We start from the raw sequence: 23625 nt of genomic DNA on the forward strand, positions 1-23625 counted from the left end.
GTCAGCGTCCATCCACCAGAGGAGTACTGGCGGGCGACACCAGGCCATCGATCTCGATGCCGGCGTCGGAGATGTTCATCAGGCGGGCGGCGCCGTCATAACCATTCTCGCGCAGTTTCATCACGGCAATCTGGCGGCGGTTGACGTCGTCCTTGACCACGTATTCCAGCAGCATCATGTTTTCATAGAGCTGCGAAGAACTGGGATCGACCTGCGGGCGCGATTCGCGGAAGTAGGGCAACTGCTCGGTGATGAAGGTGGTCACCCCGCGCGCGCGCAGTTCATTGGTCAGCGCCACCAGGAAAGGACGCATGCGCTGCGGCTGCACCACGATGCTGCGCAGGCCATCGACACCGTCGATGAGCAGGCGGGTCACGCCGCGCCGGGCGATATCGTCCAGCATGCGCTTGGCCAGGTCGTCGCAGAGCATTTCCAGCGGCAGTTGCCACATCACCTGCAGGGCCCCGCTGTCGATATGGGCGTCGAGCTGCATGCCCGCCTTGCGCGCCTTGGCCAGCAGGCGTTCGGGCGATTCATAGAAGCCCAGGATCAGGCATTGCTGGTCATCCTTCAACCCCTGCTCGATGAAATGCAGGCCCATCAGGGTCTTGCCCACGCCGGGGCTGCCCAACAGGCAGGTCAGCGAGCCGCTGACCACGCCGCCGCCGATGCACTTGTCCCAGGAGGGGATGCCCACGCTGACATAACGGTCGGAGGTGCCCGGCACCTTGCCGGCACGGGTGGCGATGGCCTCGAAGCGGGGGAAGATCTCGACCCCGCTCTGGTTGATCTCGAAGACATGCTTGCCCAGCAGGTGGTTGGCCCCGCGCAGCTTGAAGACCTTGATCTCGCGCACCAGCTGCATGCCGGACTCATACTGGCTCAGTTCGATGACGCCATCGACCAGGGTGTTCTCGGACTCGGGCAGGTTGCCTTCCACCGGCGAGAGCAGCAGCGTGGTGCAATTCATGGTGAAGACCAGGGCATTGAGGGAATGCATGAATTCGGACAGGTTCAGGTCCGAAGGCCCGGAATCGCGCACCGAGCGGAAACCGTCGATGATCAGCATGGCCGGACGGTGCCGGCTCAGTTCGACGCTGATCATGCGCAGCAGACCGCGCAGGCCCTCGCTGGCCAGCGCGGCATAGCCGCTCAGCATCTGCATGCGGTCGCCGACCAGGCTTTCGTCGAAGAAGTCGAAATTGCTCACATGATTGAGCATCTTGGCATGCGACTCGGCGATGAGCGTGAGCAGCATCACCTGGTTGCCGCCGCGCGCCTGCGCCCAGCCGATCTGGGAGGCCAGCGTGGTCTTGCCGCTGCCGGCCAGGCCCTGGATCAGATAGAGGCTGCCGGCCGGCAAGCCGCCGCCGAGGATCTCATCGAACCCGGCGATACCCGTGCTGAGCAGGGAAATGCGGCTGGGCCGCCCACCCGTCGGGGCTGGCGGAAGGGACTGCGATTGCTCGTTCATGTGGATGGATGCCTGCTCTCGTAGTGGCGAAGGAGGTGACTTTTCATGTGATTATACGTTCGCGCCTGTGATGACTATGGTTGTCATACAGGCCGAAAGTTGCATCCGCTCGCCAAACAAACTTCCTGACATCGCTCAAGTCGGCCCTGGAGGCCGTCGATATGCATAGCAATCTCATCAATGGGTGCCACCGACATGCATATTTCTTCCCTACCTCCCTCCCCAGTCCCGGCCATCGGCCAGGACGGCGCTGCGCCCCTGGCCACAGACGCGGCAAGTGCTCCGGCTCCCAATGCCTCCAGCATCGTGACCCTGTCGGAACAGGCGCGCCAGCAAAGCGTTCAGGACCTGCAGCAAAGTGTGCTGGCGGCCCTGCCTGATGGGCAGGGGCAGCCCGCGCAAATGCAGGCCAGCCAGCGCAAGCAGTTGGAAAAGCTGCAGAAGCGCACGGCCCTGCTGGAAATGGATGTCTTCAGTGAGTTGCGCGAGAAGCTGCGCGCGCAGCTGCAGCAAAAGCCGGCATTGCCGCCCATGCAACGGCAGGCCGCCGACGAGCAGTTCCTGCAACGCCAGCGGGACCACCTGCCACCGACAACGCCGGGCTGAGGCTGGCGCCTCAGCGCAGCTTGAATACGCTGACCGTGGCAGCCAGGCGGGCTGCCTGTTCCTGCATCGATTGCGCGGCCGCGGCGGCCTCTTCGACCAGGGCGGCGTTCTGCTGGGTGACTTCGTCCATCTGCGTGACGGCACGATTGATTTCGTCGATACCCACGCTCTGTTCGGTGCTGGCCGCCGAGATCTCGGAGACCACGTCGGTGACCCGCTTGACGCTCTCCACCACCTCCGACATGGTGGACCCGGCCTGACGCACCAGCGACGTGCCCGCACCGACCTTGCTGACCGAATCATCGATGAGCTGTTTGATTTCCTTGGCGGCCGAGGCCGAACGCTGCGCCAGCGACCGCACTTCCGAGGCCACCACGGCAAAGCCGCGCCCCTGCTCCCCCGCGCGGGCCGCTTCCACCGCCGCATTCAGGGCCAGGATATTGGTCTGGAAGGCAATGCCATCGATGACGCTGATGATTTCCACGATGCGATTGGAGGCCTCGTTGATGGCTTCCATGGTCTCCACCACCTGCCCCACCACGCCGCCGCCGCGCGCGGCCACGCCCGAGGCCGCCATGGCCAGCTGGTTGGCCTGCCGGGCGTTGTCGGTGTTCTGCTTGACGGTGGAGGTCAGTTCTTCCAGCGCCGAGGCGGTTTCTTCCAGGGCCGTGGCCTGCTGCTCGGTGCGGCGCGAGAGATCGAGGTTGCCGGTCGCGATTTCGGTAGAGGCCGTGGCGATGCTGTCGGTGCCGCTGCGCACTTGGCCCACCACCTTGCGCAGGCCTTCGTTCATGGTGTCCAGGGCCTGCATCAGTTGGCCGGTTTCATCCTTGCTCTGGACCTGGATCTGCGCGCCCAGGTCGCCCTCGGCCACGCGCCGCGCGATATCCACCGCGTCCTGCAAGGGACGGGCGATGATGCGCGCCACGTACAGCGCCAGGCCCATGCCGATGGCCAGCGCCGCCGCCAGCAGCACCAGCACGCCCACGCGCGACTTGCCGAAGGTGTCGTCGGCGTCAGCGGTGGCGGCATTGCCGCCGTCCTGGTTGATCTTGATGAGCTTTTCCAGGTCGCCCAGGATCTGCGGATAGAGCTTGTTGGAATACCCCAGGAAGAGATCGCGCCCCTGGGGATTGTCGCGCGCCAGGAAGGCCGCCACGATCTTCTTGTGCTCCACCAGGAACTCGGCGATCTGGCCCGCGACCTTGGTATAGAGCTCGCGCTCGGGGACGTTGTCCAGGCTGGCTTCGTAATCCTTCATGGTCTTGTCCAGGCCGGTGAGGATGACCTGGCTGCGCGAGACCAGGCCATTCATGGCCTCGACATCGCCGTCATAGATGGCCAGTTGCGATTCGGTGCCGCGCAGGCGCACGAAATAGAGCTTGAGGTCGCCCAGCTTCTTCTGCGCCGGCATCCAGTCGGTGGAGATCTCCGAGGAGGCGTTCTTCACCTTGGCCAACTGGGAGATGGAGAAGATCCCCAGGATCGCCATCAATACCAGCACAGCCAGAAACGCCAGCTGCAACTTTCTGGCAATCTTCAGATTCTTGAACCATCCCATCATTGCTGCACCCCTGATTGAAAGACCGCTTGCCCCCGCTGCTGCATCGGCAGCGAGTCGACATGACGTTCGGGCAAACATTATCCCCAGCGTCTTTTGCGTTCAATCGCCCGAAGAGAGGGCCAATTACGTAGCAAACCAGCCATGCCGCATGAGGGCGCACACTGACAAGCAAGCACAGCCGTGGCGCAGATGCCGATCTGCAACAGCCCCTGAAAGTTCGGGCAAACCCTGTTAGCATGCGCACCGATCCAGGCTTTTGCCGCCTCTTTCTTCCGACCACAAGACGCATCGTCTTGGCTACGGCAGGCCCCTCACGCCAGGCTGACTTCCGCGCCAAGCACATGCAGGACTCGCCAATGAAACGACTCTCCAACAACGTGACGATGTCGCGACGCAGCCTGATGCTGACCGGCATCAGCATCCTGGGCAGCTATGTCGCGCTCTCCAGCCTGCCCTCCTGGGCCATCCCTGCCGCCGACAGCCCGCAGCTGGCGCCCTTCATGCGCCTGTCCGGACTGCTGGTCAATCACCGCCTCAATCCCGCCATCGGCGCGCGCATGCTGGAAGTGGCTGCGCGCGAGCACACCGGCCTGGACGCACTGATGAACGCCCTGCTGGCCCTGGCCGAGAGCAAGCAGGCGCGCAAGGTCGAGGACTTCTATGCCGACATCCCGGCCGGACCGCAACAGGCGCTGGCCCAGTGGATCATCTTCGCCTGGTACACCGGCTGCTCCTCGGCCAAGCGCGACGCCACCGTCTTTACCTATGAAGAAGCGCTGACCTACCAGACCACGCTGGACGTGGTGGCCATTCCCTCCTATGGCCTCAGCGGCCCCAACCGCTGGTCCCAGCGCACCGTGCCGCTGGCCGACATGCCGCGCTTCTGAACCCTGCAACCTGGAAGAATCATCGTATGAACAGCAATAACAAGGCCGAGGTGGTCATCGTCGGCACCGGCGTGGTCGGCGTGCTGATCGCCGAACAACTGCTGGACGCCGGCATCCCGGTGCTGATGCTGGAAGCCGGTCCGCGCGTGGCGCGCGCCGAGGTGGTGGAGAACTTCCGCAACCTGCCGCTGGCGCTCAAGGGCGATCCGTCCTCCTGCTATCCGCCGCGTCCCTGGGCGCCGCATCCCATGCCCTCCAGCGAGAACCCGGACGATCACTACCTGGAACTGTCCGGCCCCGACAAGTACGCCCAGACCTTCATCCGCTATGCCGGCGGCTCCACCTGGCACTGGGCCGGCACCTGCTGGCGCCTCACGCCCGAAGACATGCGCCTGCACAGCCTCTACGGCGTGGGCCGCGACTGGGCCTTCGGCTATGACGTGCTGGAGCCCTACTACACCCGCGTCGAACACCAGCTGGGCATCTGCGGCCCGTCGGACCCGGCACTGCAATGGCCGCCGCAACGCTCGGCTCCCTACCCGATGCCAGCCCTGCCCTTCAGCCCCGGCGAGCAACGCTTCACCGAGGTGGTCCAGGCACTGGGCTATCGCAACATCCCCACGGCGCAGGCGCGCAACAGCGGCATGCCCTACGACGACCGTCCGGCCTGCTGCGCCAACAACAATTGCGTGCCGGTCTGCCCGGTCGGCGCCAAGTACGACGCCGCCACTGCACTGGCGCGCCTGGAAGCCAAGGGCGCTACCATCCTCACCGACGCCGTGGTCTACCGGGTCGATACCGACGCCAGCAACCGCGTCGAGGCAGTCAACTATTTCGACGCCAACAAAGTCAGCCACCGCATCACCGGCAAGGTCTTCGTGCTGGCCTGCAATGGCATCGAAACGCCCAAGCTGCTGCTGATGTCGGCCAACAGCCGCAACCCGCACGGACTGGCCAACAGTTCCGACCAGGTCGGCCGCAACATGATGGACCACCCGCAGCTGACCATGACGCTGACCCTGTCCGAACCCTACTGGTCGGGCGTGGGTCCGGTGGTCAACAGCGGCATCATGGAAACCTCGCAGGGCGCGTTCCGCTCCGAACACGCCGGCGCCTACTTCCGCTACAACAATTTCGCGCGCAACCGCTTCGTCACCTTCGCCGCGCTCAAGAAGGGCCTGGTGGGCCAGGCGCTGGATGAGGAAATCCGCCGCATGACCGCCTGCACCGCCGATATCGTGCTGGCGCACGAAGTGCTGCCCGATGCCGAGAACCGCTTGACGCTCTCCAGCAAGAAGGACTGGCTGGGCCTGCCGCGTCCGGCCATCCACTATGACGTGGGCGACTACACCCGCAAGTCGGCCGAAAGCTATTCGCTGCCGATCGGCCGCAAGATCGCCGAGGCCATGGGCGCCACCGACGTCAAGGTCAGCCCCAAGTTCGCCCAGAGCAAGCACATCATGGGCGGCACCATCATGGGCCTGGACCCGGCCAATTCGGTGGTCGATCCCGACTGCCGCGCCCACGACCATGACAACCTGTACCTGCCCGGTGGCGGCGCCATGCCCAGCACGGCCTGCGGCAACAGCACCATCAGCATGGCGGCGCTGGGCCTCAAAGCGGCCGACGCCATCCTGCGTCAATTGCAGAAAGCCTGAGGCCGAACATGCACAAGACTCTCTTGACCGGCCTGCTGGCCGCGCTGGTGGCCGGCTCTGCCCTGGCGCAAACCACCGACGGCAACACCACCCCGAGCGCCGACGCAACGGCATCCGCAGCTGCGCCAGCCCCCGCGCCGGCCGTCTCCGCCGTCTCCGCCGTCTCCCCCGAGGCCGCCCTGATCGAGCGCGGCCATTACCTGGCCATCGCTTCGGACTGCATCGCCTGCCACACCGCGCCGCGCGGCAAACCCATGGCCGGCGGCTTGGCCATTGCCTCGCCGGTGGGCGAGATCATCGCCACCAACATCACGCCCTCCAAGACGCATGGCATCGGCAACTACACCGAGGAACAATTCGCCGCAGCCCTGCGCCGGGGCGTGCGCGCCGATGGCGCCAACCTGTATCCGGCCATGCCCTACACCGCCTATGCGGCACTGAGCGAGGCCGACGTGCAGGCGCTGTATGCCTACTTCATGAAGGGCGTGGCCCCGGTCGATGTGGCCACGCGCCCGACCGACCTGCCCTTCCCGATGAACCTGCGCTGGTCGATGAAGGCGTGGAATGCGCTCTTCCTGAAGGAGCAGCCGCTGCCGCCCGCGCCGCAAGCTTCGGCGCAATGGCTGCGTGGCCGCTACCTGGCCGAAGGTCCGGCGCATTGCAGCACCTGCCACACGCCGCGCGGCTGGCTGATGCAGGAAAAGCCCGACCTGCAGCTCGCCGGCGCCCAGGTCGGCCCCTGGTACGCGCCCAATATCACTTCCCATCCCAGCGCCGGCATCGGCAGCTGGAGCCGGGATGATCTGGTCGCCTACCTGCGCACGGGCCGCCTGGAAGGCCGCGCCCAGGCCGCCGGCAGCATGGCCGAGGCGATCACGCACAGTTTCTCCAGGCTGACCGAGGAAGACCTGCGCGCCATTGCCGTGTACATCAAGGATCGTCCCGCCATCGCAACAGGCGATGCGCAAAGCACAGGCAGCCGCTTCGACCAGGGAAAGGCCGGTAACGCCCTGGCCCAGTTCCGTGGCCGCACGCTCACCGCCGAGAGTCCGGAAGAGATCCGCGGCGCGCGCATTTTCTCGGCCAGTTGCGCCTCCTGCCATGGCTACAATGGCCAGGGCAGCCGCGACGGCTACTATCCCAGCCTGTTCCGTAACTCCGCCACCGCAGGCGTGAATGCCAACAACCTCATCGCCACCATCCTCTACGGTGTGGACCGCGAGACGGCGCAAGGCGGCCATGTCTTCATGCCCCCCTTCGGCGACCAGCCCAATGCGCTCAACAAGCTCTCCAATGCCGACGTGGCGGCCCTGTCCAACTACCTGCTGAAGTACTACGGCAAGCCTGCGGCCACCGTCAAGGCCGAGGACGTGGAAGTGATCCGCCAGGGAGGGCCGCGTTCGCCGCTGCTGCTGATGGCGCACATCGGCATGGGCGTGGCCGTCGCGGTGCTCGTGCTGCTGTTGCTGGTGGGCCTGATGATGGCCTTGCGCAAACGACCTGATCCGGAACACGACTGGAAATAGCGTTTCCCCTGTGGATAAGAAAACCGCTGTTCCCCTTGCAAGGAACAGCGGTTTTTCTTTGTGCGGATGGTACGGCTTGCGCGGCAGCGGCTGGGCGTTGGGGTCACCCAGCTTCTCCAGCGGGATGCGGTAGGTCGCATGGACGTGATGGCCGTGCCCAGGTTCTGCGCGATGGCCATGGCCGAGACGCGGGCGCGGGCCGGGAACAGGAAGACAAGCTTGACGTCACGAATTCCAGGTATATAATAAAACTTATATAGAAAGAGGGGTCATCATGCTCACATTCAAAGTGACAACCGTAGGTGCATCGGAAGGGCTGATTCTGAACAAAGAGGCCAAGCGCATTTTGAACGTTCAGAAAGGCGACACCTTATACCTAACCGAGGCTCCGGATGGTGCAATGCGTATTACGCCGTACAACCCCGAATTTGAGCGGCAGATGACGCTGGCCGAGTCGATCATGCATGACGACCGCGAGATACTGCGCGTGCTTGCTAAATGACTTGGCAGTGGGTTCTACGCGAAACGATATTCGCGGTCCACGATAAGCAGCTTGCGGTGCATGGTGGTTTGGCAGGGATTCGGGACCTTAACGCAGTTGAGTCGGCGCTTAATCGGGCGAGAAATCTCGACTCTTACGGTAAACCGCCGCCAGACGTTGCCGATCTCGCAGCGGCCTATATCTACGGTCTGGCTACCAGTCATGGGTTCAGCGATGGCAACAAGCGCACCGCATGGGTGATGGGTCGTCTTTTCCTTATGCTCAACAACCAAACTCTTGTGTTTGAGCAGGTCGAGGCGATCAACTTCATGTTGTCCGTTGCGGCGGGTGACCTGTCAGAGAACCAAGTTGCAGACTGGGTGAGACGCCACCTGGGTTAGCAGTTTTCCTGCAGATGGGAACGTGGGGCGCGCTTGTAATGCTGATTCAATGCGAGCAATTTTGGGAGGATAAGAAAACCGCTGTTCCCCTTGCAAGGAACAGCGGTTTTTCTTTGTGCGGATGGTACGACTTGTGCGGATCAGGACTTGGCGTAGCGCCCCGCCACTTCAGCCTCGGCGCGCAGACGGTCATACTCGTTGCGCGGCAGCGGCTGGGCGTTGGGGTCACCCAGCTTCTCCAGCGGGATGCGGTAGGTCTCGCGTGCCGACAGCGCGGCCAGGGCCGAGACGATCGTGATGGCGAAGGCGATGCTGCCCACGGTGAGCCAGATATTGCTCGATCCCGGCGGTGCCACGGCGGTAAACAGCGCCGGCAGCATGGCCGTGATGGCCGTGCCCACGTTCTGCGCAATGGCCATGGCCGAGACGCGGGCGCGGGCCGGGAACAGCTCCGGATAGAAGCTGGGGAAGACCGCGTTATAACCCTGGTAGACCACGCCCCACATCAGGATAGACATCACGAAGGCCAGTTCGACATTGCGGATGCTGATGGCGTACAGGTAGGCAAAGGCGAACAAGCCCGCCAGCAGCGAGCCCACGATGATGGGCGGACGACGACCGATGCGGTCCGACAGCTTGCCCACATAGGGAATGACCAGCACGGCCACGATGTTGCCCACCACCGGAATCCACAGGTAGACATCCTTGGCAAAGCCCACGCCATAGGCCGGCTGCACCGCATAGGCCGCGCCGAAGATGGTGGCCACCACCGGGATGACATTCATCAGCGCCATGCAGACTACGCGCAGCATATTGGGCGAGCAGTCGCGGAAGGCATCGACCACCGGCGAGCGGCGCTTGAGTTCTTCCTTGTCGGCGGCCTTGAAGACCGGCGTCTCATCGACGGTGCGGCGGATCACCCAGCCAGCGATGATGACCACGAAACTGAGCAGGAAGGGAATGCGCCAGCCCCAGACATTGAACTGCTCGGCCGGCATGTAGTGCGCCAGCGGCAGGAACACGGCGGCGGCCAGGATCTGCCCGGCCTGCACACCCTGCAGGGTGAAGCTGGAGAAATAGCCGCGCCGTCCGAACGGCGAGTGTTCCAGGATCATGGAGCTGGCCCCGGAAATCTCGCCGGCCACGGCGAAGCCCTGCGCCAGGCGCATGATCACCAGCAGCGCCGGCGCCCACAGGCCGACCTGGTCATAGGTCGGCAAGAGGCCAACGCCGATGGTGGAAAAACCCATCAGGAACATGCACCACAGCAGCACCTTCTTGCGGCCATGGGTGTCGCCCAGGTGACCCAGCACGAACGCGCCGATGGGGCGCGCCACATAGCCCACCCCATAGGTCGCCAGCGAGGCGATGATGGCCGTGGTGGGATCACCCTTGGGGAAGAACAGTTGCGGGAAGATCAGCGACGCCGCGGTGGCGTAGATGAAGAAGTCATAGTATTCCAGCGCCGAGCCGATCCAGCCGCTGGCGGCGGCCTTCTTGCTCTGCTGGTGATGTGCATTGGATTGTGTGGATTGCATGGTGTCTCCGTCTGGTGATTCCGGTGATGCTGGGCAAGCCGCCCTGGGTGGAGCGGGCCGGCTTGCGGGGATGAGGTCAGAAGCGATGCAGGATGCCCATCTGCAGGCCGACCAGGCTCTTGCCGTTGATGTCGGCCCCGGCCAAGTTGCTGCCCGGACCGGCCGAACCGCTGAAACGCCAACCGGCATTGGCCTGGTTCTTCATGTAATTGGCAAAGCCGTACAGGGTAGTCCGCTTGGACAGGTCGTAGTAGGCGCCGACGTTGCCGCCCTGCGCGCCGCCCTCCTTGTGGGAGGTATCGACCATGACGCCATAGAGCGCGCCGATGCGCAGCTGCGGCGTCAGGCGATAGTCCGCCGAGATCTGGTAGACGTTGTAGAAGCGCTGGATGTTGGCGTCGTTGCCGGCGAAGAAGTTGTTGGGATTACTGACATTGTTGAGTATCGTGGCGGCATTGTTGCCGTTGGCGTTGGCGGTGGTGTTATTGCTACGCACATAGGCCAGATACACCTTGCCCGGCCCATAGTCGTAGTTGAGGTAGACATTATGGTATTGCACCGCATTGTCGTACAGCCCCCCGGCATTGGGCTTGGCCATCAGGCCGGCATAGCCCGCGCGGTAGGGGCCGTTGGTGTAATCGAGGCCGAGCTGGTAGACGCCGCGCCGGCCCAGGCCTTCGCCGGCGGTCTCCGGCATCGCATAGTGCAGGTCGATCTGCAGGCCGGCCCAGCGCGGCGATTTCCACGACAGGTCATTGTCGAAGCGCGAGGGCACGCCAAAGGTATTGATGATGGAGCCGTAGGTGGTGCGCTCGGTATAGTCGATGGCGCCGCCGATGAAGAAGGGTACGCTGTTCTGGCGGCCGATGCGGAACTCGCCGGCCGCAGGCGTCTTGATGCCGACCCAGGACTGGCGGTCGAACAGGCGCGTGCCGTCGGCCTGGGCCCCGGTATCGGCGGAAAAACCGTTTTCCAGCGTGAAGGTGGTGGCGTAGCCGCCGCCCAGGTCTTCGTATCCCTTGAGGCCAATGCGGCTGCGCAGGATGGCGCCGTCATTGAGCGCCCACAGGCTCTTGCCGCTGCTGCTGCGCATATAGCCCAGGTATTGATCGACGGTGCCGTACAGGGTCACGTTGCTGGCGCTCTGGGCCAGCGCGCTGCCGCTGGCGGCCAGCAGCAGGCCCATGGCCACGGGGGTGCGGATGGATCGCTTTGTCATGTCTCGGTCTTCTCTGTTGTGTTGTTCTGTTGTTCTGTCGTTCTGCTTTTGCCAGCGCAAGCGCTTCCCGGCCAGCGCGGGCCTGGCGGTCGGAGTTACGCGATAGGGAAAGGGGCAAGGCGCTGCGGCAGCGCTCTACGCTGCGCCGATCAGCTGGATGGGGGCCAGGTGCTCATGTCGTCTCCTCTAGGTTGATCGTAGTCACGGTCATGCGCATGCGCAGTGCGCGCTGATGCATGCCGACGGTTCTTGTTATTGTCCCTGCCGGATTTTTCCGGATTGCTTTTAGGCAAACGCCGGTTCGCGCACGCGCAGGCCGCGCCGCAACACCTGGTCGGTGACCCACTTGGCCGAGCGTCGGGCGCGCTCGGCCACTACGGCGGGCGACATCTGCAGGTAGTCGTCATTGAAGACTTCGAAACTGTAGTCGCCGCGATAACCGCCGCGATGCAGGCGCCGCACCATGTCCGAGAGTTCAGCCGAATGCTCGCCCTCGCCGGGGAAGACGCGCAGGTGGCGCGCCGTTTCCAGCCTCTCCTCAGGGCTGCGGATCTCGCGCCACATGAAGTCCGACAGCTGCACCATCACGATACGGCGGCCAGGGATGGCGTCCAGGTCTTCCAGCGTGCCCCGGTTGGCCAGGATGTGGAAGGAATCGATGACCACGCCCAGATTGGCGTGATCGGCCATCTCCACCACTTCCCAGGATTGCATGTACTGGTTGATGTGGCGCCCCCATGACAGCGCCTCGAAGCCCACCCGTATGCCCAGCGGCACGGCCAGGTTGGCCAGCTTGCGCAGGTCGCGGGCGATGTGGGCGGTGTCACCGCTGGCATGCTGCGAGGTCGAGGAACACACCAGCAGCAGCGGCGCACCGACCGCCTTGCAGATCTGCAGGAGGTTCTTGGCGACATCGATCTTGTAGTCGTGCAGGGTGCCTTGCAGACCTTCGTAATCGCGCATGACCTGGATGCCGGTCACGCGCACGCCGCTCTCGCGCACCAGTTTCACTGCCGCTTCCAGCCCGCCGGGATAGCCCACCAGGTCCTTGGACCACAGCATCAACTGGGAAAAACCGGCGGCCCGGGAGGCCTGCAACTTGGATTCCAGCCCACCCGGCAGGGTGATGGTATCCATGCCGAAATTGTCGAGGTTCACAATGCCTCCAATGCACGGAAGTCGTCCGCCGCCACGCCCGGCCAGCCGAACAGCTCGAGGTAGAGCGGGGCCTGCTCGATGAGCATTTCCTTACCCTTCTGGATACGGCAGCCCAGCGCCTGCGCCTGCACCAGCAGCTGGCTCATTTCGATCTTCATGCCGCAGTCAGCCACGATGGCGTCGCGGCCCACGCCTTCCAGCGCGAAGGGCATCGGGTCACCCACATGCATGCCCAGCGGCGTGCAGTTGACCAGCAGGCTAAAGCCGCTGGCATCGGGCCGGGCAAAACTGACGCGAGTGGCCGGGAAGGCAGCCGCAGTGCGCTCCAGCAGGGCTTCTGCACCGGCGCGGTTGGTATCGAAGACACTGATCTCGGCCACGCCCTGCGCCGCCAGCGACGCCACGATGGCGCAGCCCACGCCCCCGGTGCCGACCACCAGCGCACGGGTCTTGTTCCACACCAGCGGACGATCGGCGGCAGTGCGCGCCAGGGCGCGGATAAAGCCCTCGCCGTCGATCAGGTCGCCCCAGATGACGCCGTCGGCATCCCGATACACCGCGTTGCAGGCCCCGGCCACGCGAGCGCGCAGGGTGGATTGCTCGACCGCCTCCAGCGTCATCGGCTTATGCGGGATGGAGACGAAGATGCCGCCCACGTTCTCGGTCTTCATGAACATGCGCACCGCCTCGCAGTAACGCTCCGGTTCGATCTTGAACGGGATCACGCGGGCGTCGATGCCGTGGTGCTTGAAATAGGCATTGAACAAGGTCGGGGCCTTCACCTGTTCGACCGGCCAGCCGATGACGGGGAAGATGCGGGTGGTGCCAGTGATTTCCTTCATGGTCTTATTTCTTTTCTTTCTGGCTGCGCACCAGTTCGAAACTGACGCCGCCCTTGTAGAGCTGGGTGAGCGCACCGCGCTCGCTGATCTGGGTGGGAGCGCGATCGACGAAGACCACGCCGCGTTCCTGCAATTGCCGCACGGCCTGCAAGACATCAGGCGTGCCCAGGCCCAGGCGCAGCAGTTCTTCTTCCCAATGGATGTCTTCGGTGCCGGCGGGCGGTTCCACCAGCTGGATGTAGAACTGGCGGCAGGGCGAGACCAGCAGGCTGCCCTTGGGCAGGATGCCGAAGAACTGCCCTTCCGGCAGGACCGAAAAACCCATCAGGGTCGAATAGAAGTCGATCCACTCGCGCAGGCGATCTGGCTGCACCGCCTGTACCAGGCCGAAGAAATGCAGGCCGGCCAACGCGGTGGTCTGGCGACGCTCCTGGCTGGCCGGCTTGAAATCGACGTCGTAGATGGAAAAGTCGCGGTAGCGATCGACGAAATAGATGATGGAATCGCCACAGCCATGCACGCCGGGGATATTCAGTTCCATCGCCCCCGCACGGGTCGGGATGGCCCAGGCGCCCAGCTCGGTGACGCGCCGGTAGGCCTCGTTGGCGTCGCGCACGCGCAGGGCGATGGCGCTCAGGCTGGTGGCCTGCACCTCATGGTCGAAACCGGCCCAGGCAGTGGCGTCGGCGTTGACGATCACGTTCATCTCGCCCTGGGTGTAGAGCACCACCTCGCGTGAACGGTGGCGGCCGACCTGTTCGAAGCCCATGCGCTCCAGCACCGCCCCCAGCGCCAGCGGCTCGGTGGTGGCGTATTCGATGAACTCGATGCCATCGATGCCCAGCGGATTGGTGGGGACAGGATTGTTTTCTATGGTGTTCATCATGATCCCGATGATTTGTCTCGGTGGCGAGTATAGCCAAGGCGCACCCCCTCAAAAAGGCCGAAAATCGACCAAACGTGCGATAATCGCGCAACTTGTTCGCCAATCACTCATTTCTCGGTTTTTTTTACGATGATCGACCAAAGCCCGGTAGACCTGGACATCCAGAAGCGCGATCTGATCGAAGGCTTGATGAAGGGATTCGACGTCATCACCGCCTTCGACAGCGACTCGCCCCAACTGAGCGCCAGCGAAGTCGCCGAGCGCGTGGGCCTGACCCGCAGCGCGGCGCGGCGTTACCTGTTGACGCTGGTGCATACCGGCATGGCCGCCTCCGATGGCAAGAAATTCTGGCTCATGCCGCGCCTGCTCAACCTGGGCCAGTCCTACCTGGAGTCGGCGCGGGTGCCGCGCGCGGTGGTGCCCTTCCTGCAGCGGCTGACGCAGCAATTGCAGGAATCGACCAACTTCTCCCTGCTCGATGGCGACGAGATCGTCTATGTGACGCGGGTGACGGCGGCGCAACTGGTCAATGCCGGTTTCGAGCCCGGCACCCGACTGCCGGCCTACACCACCACCGCTGGCCGGGTGCTGCTGGGCATGCGCGAGGATGCCGAAATCCAGGCCTATCTGGAGCGCGTGAACCTGATCCCGCACACCCACATGGCCATGACCGACAAGGCCGCGCTGTTCCAGGAGATCCTGACCATGCGCAGGCAGGGCTATGGCATCACCGAGAACCAGTTCGAGATGGGCATGCGCGGCATCGCCATTGCGGTCAAGAACCGCAATGGACGCGTCATCGGCGCGCTCAGCGTGACCTCCAACATCGCCGCCTGCTCGCGCGAGGAAGCCATCGCACGGGGCGTGCCGGCGCTGCAGACCACGGCCAATACATTGATGATGTGGGTATGAGGACGAAGGATCAGGGATGAACGAACGGGACAAGAACGCCCCTGCCGAAGAGAGCAGCGAGGTGGGCGAGGTGGGTGAGCCCACCGAAGGCGGCCTGTCGCGGCGCGACTGGATCGCCGGCCTGGAGAAGGGCCTGCTGATCCTGGAAGCCTTCGACTTCGACAACCAGCGCATGACCTCGGCCCAGGTCGCCGCGCGCACCGGGCTCTCGCGCACGGCGGCGCGGCGTTACCTGTTGACGCTGGAACACCTGGGCTACCTGCACAGCGAAGGCAAGACCTTTGCATTGACGCCACGGGTGCTCAAGGTGGGCTGGTCGTATTTCGATTCGGCGCCCTTGCCGCGCATCCTGCAACCCTTCCTGCAACAGATCACCGGACAGACCGGCGAGGCCGTCTATGCCAGCGTGCTCGACGGCTGGGACCTGGTCTTCATCGCCCGCAATGGCGCCACCCGCGTGATGACCACCGGCTTCGTGCTGGGTGCGCGGGTGCCGGCGCAACTGGCCTCGCCCGGCATCGTCATGTTGAGCGCGCTGCCCGAGCAACAGGTGCGCGACTGGCTGGCCACCTGCGCCATGACGCCCTTCACGCCGCACACCATCACCGATCCGGATCAGCTCTATGCGCTGATCGCCCAGGCCCGCCAGCTCGGCTATGCGGTGGTGGAACAGCAGTTGCAGACCGGCGTGCGCGGCATTGCGGTGCCGCTGAAGAATCGCCATGCCAAGGTGATCGGCGCACTCAGCCTGAGCCTGCCGATGGCCGCCGAAGCGCGCGAGCAGACGCTGGCGCGCATCCTGCCGGCCTTGCAGCAGGCCGCCAATGCGCTGATCAACCTGGTCTAGATCCGACTCAGAGTTCGGTGAAGACCGTCTCTGCGGCCAGGCGCGACTTGGGCAGCTTGGCATTGAAATCATCCGCGCCGCTGTAGCCCAGGCCCACCAGCACCACGCTGGTCAAGCCCTGCTCGCGCAGGCCCAGTTCTTCATCCAGCACCTTGGCATTGAAGCCTTCCATCGGCACCGCATCCACCTCCAGCGCAGCCGCGCCCAGCAGCAGGGTGCCCAGGGCCAGGTAGACCTGCTTTTCCATCCAGTGCTGGGCATCCTTCAAGTCATAGCGATGCAGGTTGCTGTAGAGCAGGCGCGACCCACGCTGGCCGGCCTTGGCTTCGGCATTGACGAAACGGCCATCGGCTTCTTCCTTCTCCAGCAGCGCTTCCAGGTGCGATTCGCTGATGGCGGTGCGGGCGCACAGCACCAGCACATGCGAGGCATTGAGGATCTTGGTCAGGTTGTAGGGATAGCCCGCCTCGGCGGCCTTGCCGATGCGGGCCTTGCCGGTTTCGCTAGCGGCCAGCACGAAATGCCAGGGCTGCGAATTCACCGACGACGGCGACAGGCGCAGCAGTTCGCGCAGTTCGGCGATGAGGTGGTCGGGGATCTTGCGGGAGGGGTCGAAGGCCTTGGTGGAGTGGCGCTTGCGGGCGGCTTGGAGCAGGCTCATGGTAATTCCTTGAGGTCGATGATGGGGAACCGGAGCAGAGAGGTGCAGCCGGTTGGCTCGAGTGACATCATCGGCCACAACAGCATGCCGAAACAGCCCAGTGCAGCGGAAACATTTTCAAAAAATAATTGAAAGTACGAAAGTACAATAGCGTAGCTAAAGTCATGCGACTTGCTCCTCCCGTTCGGACTGAGTAGCGGCGCAGCCGCGTATCGAAGGCGCTGCTTCCGTTCAATCGACGCGCCCTGCGCCTTCGATACGGTCCTGCGGACCTACTCAGTCCGAACGGTGGTTTTTCCATCCGCTACCTTGCCACCCAGTCTTATCATGATCCGCCTGGAAGACCTCGCCATCTTCGTCTGCGCCGCCGACAACGGCAGCCTCTCCGCCGCTGCGCGCCAGCACGACGTCACCCCCGCCGTGGCCAGCGCCGCCATGAAACGCCTGGAAGGCGAACTGGGCGCGCGCCTGCTGGCCCGCTCCACCCGCAGCCTGCGGCTCACGCCCGACGGCGAGCGTTACCTGCAGCATGCCCGCAATGTGCTGGCCGAGGTCAATGCCGGACGCGACGCCGTGGCCCATGGCCGGCGCGTGATCGGCGGCAACCTGTCGCTGTCGGCGCCGTCGGACTTCGGGCGCAACCTGATCGGTCAATGGCTCGATGAATTCCAGGCCCAGCATCCGGCGGTGAGCCTGCAGGTGCATGTCAGTGATCGCGTCGCCGATATGTACCGCCAGCCGGTGGACGTGGCCATCCGTTACAGCGCACCCGACGACTCCAGCCTGGTGGCGCTGCCGCTGGCCCCCGACAATCGCCGCGTACTGTGCGCCTCGCCCGACTACCTGGCCCGGCACGGCCGACCGCGCAGCCCGGCCGACCTGCGCCAGCACAACTGCCTGCGCTATGTGCTCTCGGACACCCTGCATTCGCAATGGAATTTCTTCAAGGACGACGAACCGGTGCAAGTCCAGGTCAGCGGCGACCGCACCTGCGACGATGGCGAGCTGGTGCGCCGCTGGGCCGTCAATGGCCGGGGGATTGCCTACAAGTCGCGCCTGGACGTGCTGGCCGACCTGCGCAACGGCAGGCTGGAAGCGCTGCTGGAAGATTATGAGGGCGAGCCTTCACCGCTGCACCTGGTCTGCACGCACCGCATGTGCCTCTCACCCACCGTGCGCGCCCTGCGTGAATTGCTGGGCGAGCGCATCGCCCGCTACCTCAACGACCGCTAGAGGCCACGCTCATCCCTTGGCCGCCAGGCGGCGCAAGCCCAACGAAGGCAGCGCCGGCAGCACCAGGCCCAGGCACAGCAAGCCCATGCCCAGCACCAGATCGGACGAGAGACGTTCGCCGAACACCAGCGCAGACAGCGTCAGCCCCACCACCGGCACACCCAGCATGCACACCGACACCGTGACCGGCGACAAGCGCTGGGTCATCTGCAAGACGATCAGGAAAGTCAGGGCCGTGGCCAGCGGGCCGGTGTAGGCGATCACGCCCCAGGCATGCGGATCGGCCAGGAAGCTGGGCGCGCCATCCACGGCCAGGGCCAGCAGGGACAAGGGCAAGGCCGCCACCAGGGTCTGCCAGGGCAGCAGCGCGAAGTCCAGCTTCACGCCCGGGCTCATCTTGATCTGCAGGATGTTCATGGCCCACGACAGCGAAGCCACGCCCAGCATCAGATACCCGATCATGCTGTGCAGGTCTGCATGCAGCAGCGCCGGCAGCACGATCACGGCCATCCCGGCATAGCTGCAGACGGTGGCCAGCGATTGTTGCGGGCTCAGCTTCTGCTTCAACACCAGCGCCGCGCCCGGCACCACCCAGATCGAGGTAGCGTAGGCGATCAGCGAGGCGCGGCCCGGCATGACGAAATGCAGCGCGCCCGTGACCAGGGCCGTGAACAGACCCATCTGCAACACCCCTACCCCCACCACCACCGGCCATTCCTGGCGGGTCGGCAGGCGCAGCTTGCCCAGCACTGCAGCGATCACGAAACTGAGAATCGCCGCCGACAGGAAGCGGCTGGCCGCGAACCACAGCGGCGGGATGAACTGGCTGCCGAACTTCATCACCGGCCAGTTGCCGCCCCAGATACAGATGGCCAGCACCACGCACACCAGGAACAGGCGGCTCATCGGCGCAGGCGATGGCGCAGCAGGGCGGGCGGCAGAGGCAGGGGCGGTGGGGGTAGCGACGGCGGTGGACATCTCGGACTCCAGGAAAGTGGCAGGAGCGCGACAGCCGGAACAGCCATGAAGAAAGGCCGTTCCGATGCATGTTGCAGCGCATCCAAACGGTCTTCATGGTAGAGAAGAGAGGGCAAATAGTGCTGCCGTATTGACGGGTAAAAACCGTCTTCAGCGGCATTTAATACTGCCTCAAATCAATTTTATAAATATTTATACTGCTGATTCTTTTTTGTGCAGCATGCCTCCCTGCGATGGCCCGCTCATTCCGGGCCATCGTCTCCTCGACTCACTGCAGCAAAGGCTGGGCGGATGGGACGGCAGGCGCGGCGCGGCCACGCTCCAGCGTGAACACCCCCACCAGGCGCACCAGCTTGTCGGCCTGGTCCTGCAGCGACTGCGCGGCAGCGGCGGCCTGTTCCACCAGGGCGGCGTTCTGCTGGGTGGTTTCATCCATCTGGGTGATGGCCTCACCGACCTGTTCGATGCCCGAGCTCTGTTCATGGCTGGCCGTGGCGATCTCGCTGACCACGGTGGAAACGCCCTGGATGCTGGAGACCACTTCCTGCATGGTGTGCCCGGCGCGCTGCACCAGGTGGGTACCGGCATCGACCTTGCCCACCGAGTCATCGATGAGCTGCTTGATCTCCTTGGCCGCCGCTGCCGAGCGCTGGGCCAGCGAACGCACTTCCGAGGCCACCACCGCAAAGCCGCGTCCCTGCTCGCCGGCGCGCGCTGCCTCCACCGCTGCGTTCAGGGCCAGGATATTGGTCTGGAAGGCGATGCCATCGATGACGCTGATGATATCGACGATCTTGCGCGAAGACGCATTGATCGATTCCATGGTCTGCACCACCTGCCCGACCACCTCGCCACCCTGGATGGCGACCTGGGCCGCGCCCGAAGCCAGCTGGTTGGCATGCTGGGCATTGGCGGCGTTCTGCTTGACGGTGGCGGTCAGTTCTTCCATGGTCGAGGCGGTTTCTTCGAGCGAACCGGCCTGCTGTTCGGTGCGGTTGGACAAGTCCATGTTGCCGCTGGCGATTTCATCGACCGAGGTCTTGATGGATTCGGTGGCCTGCTTGATGCCGTGCACGGTATCGACCAGGCGGTCGCGGGTATAGGCGACGGCGGCGACCAGGCTGTGTTCATCGCCCTGGGTGGTATGGATGACGCCGGTGAGGTCGCCCGCGGCGATCTTGCGGGCCATCTCGGCGGCCTCGCCGGGTTCGCCGCCGATGGAGCGGAAGATATTGCGCGAGACCATGCCGGCGATCAGCGAGAGCAGCACGCCCAGGCCGATGAGCACGACCACGGCCTGGATGAGCGCGCGGCGGAAGTCGGCCTGGATGTCATCGGAGTAGACGCTGCAGATCAGGTCCCAATTCCAGGGCTTGAAACGTTTGACGAAGCCCATCTTGGGGCTGGGCTGGTCGCTGCCGGGGCGGGGCCACCAGTATTCGAGGTAGCCCTTGGCCGCGCCGGAAGAGCCGGTGGCGGCGATCATCTTGTAGAGTTCGTTGCCCTTGGCGTCTTTGAAGTCGATCATGTTGCGGCCATCGAGCTTGCCGTTGATGGGGTGCATGACGATGACGGAGTCGGCGCCCACCAGGGTGACGTAGCCGTCGCCGGTATAGCGCTGGTCGCGTATGCGGGCGATGGCGGCTTTCTGCGCTTCTTCGCGACTGAGCTTGCCGTCGCTTTCCAGCTTGGCGTAGCCGGCGATGGTGGTGTAGGCCATTTCGGTGACATCCTGCAGACCGCGCTCGCGTTCGGCGATCTGCAGGTCGCGGGTCTGGTAGGCATGCCAGACGGAGAGGAACAGCAAGGCCATCCATGAAAACACCAGGGGCAGCCAGAGTTTTTTCTTCAGAGAGAGATTGTTCATCTTGGATTTGAGCGTGGTCGTTGTGGGGCCGTTATAGGAATGGGTGGGACGGTACGACCGCACTCGCTCTCACATTTCCACCAGGCAATGCGTGGCGTTCCTTCCCCCGTCCTTGTTTACGGTCGGCAAATATCGGGGCTAAAGGGCAAAGTCACAAATAGTCGATAAATTATTTGTTCTTTCTCGGTTTGTGGGAGGTATGTGTTAGGGATAGGGATTGGCGGGTTGTGGTTGTGGTTCGGCGGTTTGGGGTAGTCTGCACAGAATGCTTTCCTGCGCTCTAGCTTAATTATTTTCTTTCTCCGGTCGGGAGGACGCGCCGGGGGCGGCCCGGCAGCCGCTCACTTTTCTTGTCTCGCCAAGAAAAGTAAGCAAAAGAAGGCGACCGCTACTGCCCCGCCCTCCTTCGGAGGGTCCCCGCGTCAGCGCACATAAAAACGGGAAAAATAGAGTCGCTTCGCTCCGACTATTTTTCTGATCCGTTTTTATGCGCGCTGACGCGGCGGGTCAGAAGCGGACGGCCGGTCCGGCTCGCCTTCGGCTTCGCCGGGGGCTCGCTGGCGCTTCGACTCTCTTCGATCACATACTTTCCGTACTTTTCAGTTTCGTCTTTCTCTTTCTTCTTTCTCTCTCTTTACATCTCTTCCCTGTTTTTGTTTTTCTTCTAAATAATTTCCTCCCGTTCGGACTGAGTAGTCGCGCAGCGACGTATCGAAGGCGCCCCGTCCCAAGCCAAAGCCGCAGGCGAGTAGGAGAAGTGCGAGGCCGAAGGCGAGCCCGTCTGGCCTTTCCCCTTAGAGCCAGCCGCCGCAGTGGAGCGAAAAGTGGATCAGAAAAATAGTCGGAGCGAAGCGACTCTATTTTTCCCACTTTTCGCTTCACTGCGGCGGGGACCCTCCGAAGGAGGGCTGGATCTTAGGGGTCGCCTTCTTTTGCTTACTTTTCTTGGCGAGACAAGAAAAGTGAGCGGCTGCCGGGCCGCCCCCGGCGCGTCCTCCCGACCGGAGAAAGATAAGTATTAAGCTAGAGCGCAGGAAGAAATTCCGTGCAGACTACCCAGGACTAAAATAAAACACCCACAAAAAACCAAGGAGACAAAAAAAATGAAAGACCACCACCCCGACATCCTGCAAAGAGAAGACCAGCAAGGCATCACCACCCTGACGCTAAACCGCCCCCAGCATTTCAACGCCCTCTCCGAAGAAATGCTCACAGCCCTGCAAGCCCAGCTAGACGACATCAAGAGTGACAGCACAGTACGCTGCGTCATCCTGGCCGCCAACGGCAAAGCCTTCTGCGCCGGCCACGACCTGCGCCAGATGCAAGCCACACCGCAACAATCGTATTACCAAGCCCTGTTCCATCGATGCAGCCACCTGATGCAATCACTGCGCGAACTTCCCGTCCCCGTCATTGCCAAGGTACAAGGCCTGGCCACCGCCGCAGGCTGCCAACTGGTCGCCACCTGCGACCTCGCCATTGCAGCAGAGAGCGCCCGCTTCGCCGTCTCCGGCATCAACGTCGGCCTGTTCTGCTCCACGCCCGCAGTGGCGCTCACACGCAACCTCCCCATCAAGCGCGCCTTTGAAATGCTGGTCACCGGCAAATTCATCGACGCCGCCACCGCAGCCGCCTGGGGCCTCATCAACCACGCCGTGCCAGACCAGGAACTCGACAGCGCCACCCAGGCGCTGGCGCGCGAGATCTGCAGCAAGCCCGCCATCTCGATCGCACGCGGCAAGGCCATGGTGTACCGCCAGCAGACGATGGCCCTGCCGGACGCCTACGCCCATGCCGCCGAGGTCATGGCCTGCAACATCATGGACCCCGAAGCGATGGAAGGAATACAGGCGTTTCTGGAAAAACGTGCACCCAACTGGGCATAAGCCAGCACGCTCTTTACGTGATGTTTACGATCCCACGCAAAAGTTTTATCCGGATTAAATGCCTCACTCACTAAGCTGGATGCTCCTGAACCCATGGAGCATCCAGCATGAAACGCAGCACCCAGCAACAAGCCACCTCCCCCGCACAGGAACACCTCACCCCGCTCGGCCAACGCCGCCTGCGCAACGCGCAACTGGCGGGCCTGGCGTCGCTGGCCGCCGCCGGCGCGCTGCTGGCCATCGCCGTGATCGCACCAGCCCAGGCGCAGGAAACCAACTCCACCGCATCACCGCTGCACCTGAGCGGCAACCTCGGCATCGTCAGCCAATACGTCTTCCGCGGCACCACGCAGACCAATGAAAAACCGGCCCTGCAAGGCGGCTTCGACCTCACCCACGACAATGGCCTCTACGCCGGCGCATGGCTGTCCAACATCAGCTGGATCTCCGACACCAACCCGGCCGCCTCGGCCAGCATCGAAGCGGATCTCTACGCCGGCTGGAAACCAGCCCTCACCGACTGGCTCAGCGGCGACATCGGCGTGCTGCACTACGCCTATCCCGGCAGCTATCCGGCCGGCATGACCCAGCCCGACACCACCGAGGTCTACCTGGGTGCAGATGCCAAATGGATTGCCTTCAAGTATTCGTACAGCACCGGCAATACCTTCGGCAACGCCGACACCCGCGGCAGCACCTATGCCGATCTCTCGGTGACGCATGAATTGACCGCCGGCATCAACGGCATCGCCCACATCGGCCGCCAGCGCTATACCGGCCCCAATGCATCCACCCTCTCCTACACCGACTGGAAGCTCGGCCTCACGCGCGACTTCTCCGGCTATGTGCTGGGGCTGGCCTATACCGGCAGCAATGCGCCGGACGCCGGCTACACCATTCGCGGCAAGAACATCGGCCGCAACCAGTGGGTGGCGTCGCTCAACAAGAGCTTCTGAGCGCGCACCAATCCGGCGGCAGATCGATCTCTGGGGGGATCTTTA

Annotated in this window: 21 protein-coding genes; 11 read left to right on the forward strand and 10 right to left on the reverse strand. The window is 63.7% G+C overall.

What is annotated here, in order from left to right:
* Position 1: 1 nt before the first annotated feature.
* On the reverse strand, positions 2-1474 hold the full coding sequence (locus BGK68_RS26460) for an ATPase domain-containing protein (protein WP_075259524.1): 1473 nt from the start codon (positions 1472-1474) through the stop codon (positions 2-4).
* 195 nt (positions 1475-1669) lie between these two features.
* On the opposite strand from BGK68_RS26460, the gene BGK68_RS26465 reads away from it, so the two are divergent.
* Positions 1670-2080 (forward strand): hypothetical protein, encoded by a 411-nt coding sequence (locus BGK68_RS26465; RefSeq protein WP_143433179.1) that lies wholly within the window; start codon positions 1670-1672, stop codon positions 2078-2080.
* A 10-nt stretch (positions 2081-2090) separates the two neighbouring features.
* Here the strand turns inward: BGK68_RS26465 and BGK68_RS26470 are convergent, their stop codons facing one another.
* Entirely contained in the window at positions 2091-3641 is a 1551-nt protein-coding gene (locus BGK68_RS26470; RefSeq protein WP_075259526.1) for a methyl-accepting chemotaxis protein, read from the reverse strand.
* Between the two features lie 359 nt (positions 3642-4000).
* Between BGK68_RS26470 and BGK68_RS26475 the strand changes: the two genes are divergently transcribed.
* The 5 genes from BGK68_RS26475 (at position 4001) to BGK68_RS26500 (ending at position 8597) form a co-directional block, all read left to right on the forward strand.
* On the forward strand, positions 4001-4531 hold the full coding sequence (locus tag BGK68_RS26475) for a sorbitol dehydrogenase family protein (protein WP_233149428.1): 531 nt from the start codon (positions 4001-4003) through the stop codon (positions 4529-4531).
* A gap of 26 nt (positions 4532-4557) precedes the next feature.
* Complete coding sequence (locus tag BGK68_RS26480) at positions 4558-6189, forward strand: GMC family oxidoreductase (protein WP_075259528.1); 1632 nt, start codon at positions 4558-4560, stop codon at positions 6187-6189.
* An 8-nt stretch (positions 6190-6197) separates the two neighbouring features.
* The gene (locus BGK68_RS26485; protein WP_075259529.1) at positions 6198-7715 is read left to right on the forward strand and encodes a cytochrome c; all 1518 of its coding nucleotides are present in this window, start codon (positions 6198-6200) and stop codon (positions 7713-7715) included.
* A gap of 274 nt (positions 7716-7989) precedes the next feature.
* Positions 7990-8217, forward strand: a complete 228-nt coding sequence (locus BGK68_RS26495; protein ID WP_013235700.1) for an AbrB/MazE/SpoVT family DNA-binding domain-containing protein — start codon at positions 7990-7992, stop codon at positions 8215-8217.
* Positions 8214-8597 carry a type II toxin-antitoxin system death-on-curing family toxin gene (locus BGK68_RS26500; protein ID WP_075259531.1) on the forward strand — a complete coding sequence of 128 codons (384 nt, stop codon included), beginning with the start codon at positions 8214-8216 and terminating at the stop codon, positions 8595-8597. The genes BGK68_RS26495 and BGK68_RS26500 overlap by 4 nt, the downstream gene beginning before the upstream one ends.
* Before the next feature lie 140 nt (positions 8598-8737).
* Here the strand turns inward: BGK68_RS26500 and BGK68_RS26505 are convergent, their stop codons facing one another.
* The 5 genes from BGK68_RS26505 to BGK68_RS26525 form a co-directional block, all read right to left on the reverse strand.
* A complete protein-coding gene (locus BGK68_RS26505; RefSeq protein WP_075259532.1) occupies positions 8738-10135 on the reverse strand; it encodes an MFS transporter in 1398 nt (465 codons plus the stop codon).
* A 76-nt stretch (positions 10136-10211) separates the two neighbouring features.
* Positions 10212-11354 (reverse strand): porin, encoded by a 1143-nt coding sequence (locus BGK68_RS26510; RefSeq protein WP_075259533.1) that lies wholly within the window; start codon positions 11352-11354, stop codon positions 10212-10214.
* 285 nt (positions 11355-11639) lie between these two features.
* Positions 11640-12512, reverse strand: coding sequence for a sugar phosphate isomerase/epimerase family protein (locus tag BGK68_RS26515; RefSeq protein WP_013235705.1), 873 nt, complete (start codon positions 12510-12512; stop codon positions 11640-11642).
* Positions 12509-13354 carry a shikimate dehydrogenase family protein gene (locus tag BGK68_RS26520; RefSeq protein ID WP_075259534.1) on the reverse strand — a complete coding sequence of 282 codons (846 nt, stop codon included), beginning with the start codon at positions 13352-13354 and terminating at the stop codon, positions 12509-12511. The genes BGK68_RS26515 and BGK68_RS26520 overlap by 4 nt, the downstream gene beginning before the upstream one ends.
* 4 nt (positions 13355-13358) lie before the next feature.
* On the reverse strand, positions 13359-14240 hold the full coding sequence (locus BGK68_RS26525) for a 4-hydroxyphenylpyruvate dioxygenase (protein ID WP_075259535.1): 882 nt from the start codon (positions 14238-14240) through the stop codon (positions 13359-13361).
* 129 nt (positions 14241-14369) lie between these two features.
* Between BGK68_RS26525 and BGK68_RS26530 the strand changes: the two genes are divergently transcribed.
* Entirely contained in the window at positions 14370-15152 is a 783-nt protein-coding gene (locus BGK68_RS26530) for an IclR family transcriptional regulator domain-containing protein (protein ID WP_013235708.1), read from the forward strand.
* Between the two features lie 16 nt (positions 15153-15168).
* Entirely contained in the window at positions 15169-15999 is an 831-nt protein-coding gene (locus BGK68_RS26535; protein WP_083657908.1) for an IclR family transcriptional regulator domain-containing protein, read from the forward strand.
* Between the two features lie 7 nt (positions 16000-16006).
* On the opposite strand, the gene nfsB is transcribed toward BGK68_RS26535, so the two are convergent.
* Positions 16007-16660 (reverse strand): oxygen-insensitive NAD(P)H nitroreductase, encoded by a 654-nt coding sequence (gene nfsB, locus BGK68_RS26540; RefSeq protein ID WP_075259536.1) that lies wholly within the window; start codon positions 16658-16660, stop codon positions 16007-16009.
* Between the two features lie 327 nt (positions 16661-16987).
* Between nfsB and BGK68_RS26545 the strand changes: the two genes are divergently transcribed.
* Positions 16988-17893, forward strand: a complete 906-nt coding sequence (locus BGK68_RS26545) for a LysR family transcriptional regulator (protein ID WP_075259537.1) — start codon at positions 16988-16990, stop codon at positions 17891-17893.
* A gap of 9 nt (positions 17894-17902) precedes the next feature.
* Here BGK68_RS26545 and BGK68_RS26550 read toward each other — a convergent pair whose 3' ends face one another.
* The gene (locus BGK68_RS26550) at positions 17903-18871 is read right to left on the reverse strand and encodes a DMT family transporter (RefSeq protein ID WP_075259538.1); all 969 of its coding nucleotides are present in this window, start codon (positions 18869-18871) and stop codon (positions 17903-17905) included.
* A gap of 268 nt (positions 18872-19139) precedes the next feature.
* Positions 19140-20738 (reverse strand): methyl-accepting chemotaxis protein, encoded by a 1599-nt coding sequence (locus BGK68_RS26555; protein ID WP_075259539.1) that lies wholly within the window; start codon positions 20736-20738, stop codon positions 19140-19142.
* 1103 nt (positions 20739-21841) lie between these two features.
* Between BGK68_RS26555 and BGK68_RS26560 the strand changes: the two genes are divergently transcribed.
* Together BGK68_RS26560 and BGK68_RS26565 are read left to right on the forward strand one after the other, a co-directional pair.
* Positions 21842-22624: an enoyl-CoA hydratase gene (locus BGK68_RS26560; RefSeq protein ID WP_075259540.1), complete on the forward strand. Its 783-nt coding sequence runs from the start codon at positions 21842-21844 to the stop codon at positions 22622-22624.
* Between the two features lie 107 nt (positions 22625-22731).
* Positions 22732-23580, forward strand: coding sequence for a TorF family putative porin (locus BGK68_RS26565; RefSeq protein WP_075259541.1), 849 nt, complete (start codon positions 22732-22734; stop codon positions 23578-23580).
* Positions 23581-23625 lie beyond the last annotated feature (45 nt).

The sequence above is a fragment of the Herbaspirillum camelliae genome (genome assembly GCF_001929405.1).
Classification (GTDB): domain Bacteria; phylum Pseudomonadota; class Gammaproteobacteria; order Burkholderiales; family Burkholderiaceae_D; genus Herbaspirillum; species Herbaspirillum seropedicae.

Bases quoted from the DNA above. Each gene is read 5' to 3' on its own strand.
- BGK68_RS26550 (WP_075259538.1), bottom strand. From the start codon at position 18,871: ATGTCCACCGCCGTCGCTACCCCCACCGCCCCTGCCTCTGCCGCCCGC.
- BGK68_RS26485 (WP_075259529.1), top strand. From the start codon at position 6,198: ATGCACAAGACTCTCTTGACCGGCCTGCTGGCCGCGCTGGTGGCCGGC.
- BGK68_RS26510 (WP_075259533.1), bottom strand. From the start codon at position 11,354: ATGACAAAGCGATCCATCCGCACCCCCGTGGCCATGGGCCTGCTGCTG.
- nfsB (WP_075259536.1), bottom strand. From the start codon at position 16,660: ATGAGCCTGCTCCAAGCCGCCCGCAAGCGCCACTCCACCAAGGCCTTC.
- BGK68_RS26525 (WP_075259535.1), bottom strand. From the start codon at position 14,240: ATGATGAACACCATAGAAAACAATCCTGTCCCCACCAATCCGCTGGGC.
- BGK68_RS26505 (WP_075259532.1), bottom strand. From the start codon at position 10,135: ATGCAATCCACACAATCCAATGCACATCACCAGCAGAGCAAGAAGGCC.
- BGK68_RS26475 (WP_233149428.1), top strand. From the start codon at position 4,001: ATGAAACGACTCTCCAACAACGTGACGATGTCGCGACGCAGCCTGATG.
- BGK68_RS26460 (WP_075259524.1), bottom strand. From the start codon at position 1,474: ATGAACGAGCAATCGCAGTCCCTTCCGCCAGCCCCGACGGGTGGGCGG.
- BGK68_RS26520 (WP_075259534.1), bottom strand. From the start codon at position 13,354: ATGAAGGAAATCACTGGCACCACCCGCATCTTCCCCGTCATCGGCTGG.
- BGK68_RS26555 (WP_075259539.1), bottom strand. From the start codon at position 20,738: ATGAACAATCTCTCTCTGAAGAAAAAACTCTGGCTGCCCCTGGTGTTT.
- BGK68_RS26535 (WP_083657908.1), top strand. From the start codon at position 15,169: ATGAACGAACGGGACAAGAACGCCCCTGCCGAAGAGAGCAGCGAGGTG.
- BGK68_RS26465 (WP_143433179.1), top strand. From the start codon at position 1,670: ATGCATATTTCTTCCCTACCTCCCTCCCCAGTCCCGGCCATCGGCCAG.
- BGK68_RS26545 (WP_075259537.1), top strand. From the start codon at position 16,988: ATGATCCGCCTGGAAGACCTCGCCATCTTCGTCTGCGCCGCCGACAAC.
- BGK68_RS26495 (WP_013235700.1), top strand. From the start codon at position 7,990: ATGCTCACATTCAAAGTGACAACCGTAGGTGCATCGGAAGGGCTGATT.
- BGK68_RS26560 (WP_075259540.1), top strand. From the start codon at position 21,842: ATGAAAGACCACCACCCCGACATCCTGCAAAGAGAAGACCAGCAAGGC.
- BGK68_RS26500 (WP_075259531.1), top strand. From the start codon at position 8,214: ATGACTTGGCAGTGGGTTCTACGCGAAACGATATTCGCGGTCCACGAT.
- BGK68_RS26530 (WP_013235708.1), top strand. From the start codon at position 14,370: ATGATCGACCAAAGCCCGGTAGACCTGGACATCCAGAAGCGCGATCTG.
- BGK68_RS26565 (WP_075259541.1), top strand. From the start codon at position 22,732: ATGAAACGCAGCACCCAGCAACAAGCCACCTCCCCCGCACAGGAACAC.
- BGK68_RS26470 (WP_075259526.1), bottom strand. From the start codon at position 3,641: ATGGGATGGTTCAAGAATCTGAAGATTGCCAGAAAGTTGCAGCTGGCG.
- BGK68_RS26480 (WP_075259528.1), top strand. From the start codon at position 4,558: ATGAACAGCAATAACAAGGCCGAGGTGGTCATCGTCGGCACCGGCGTG.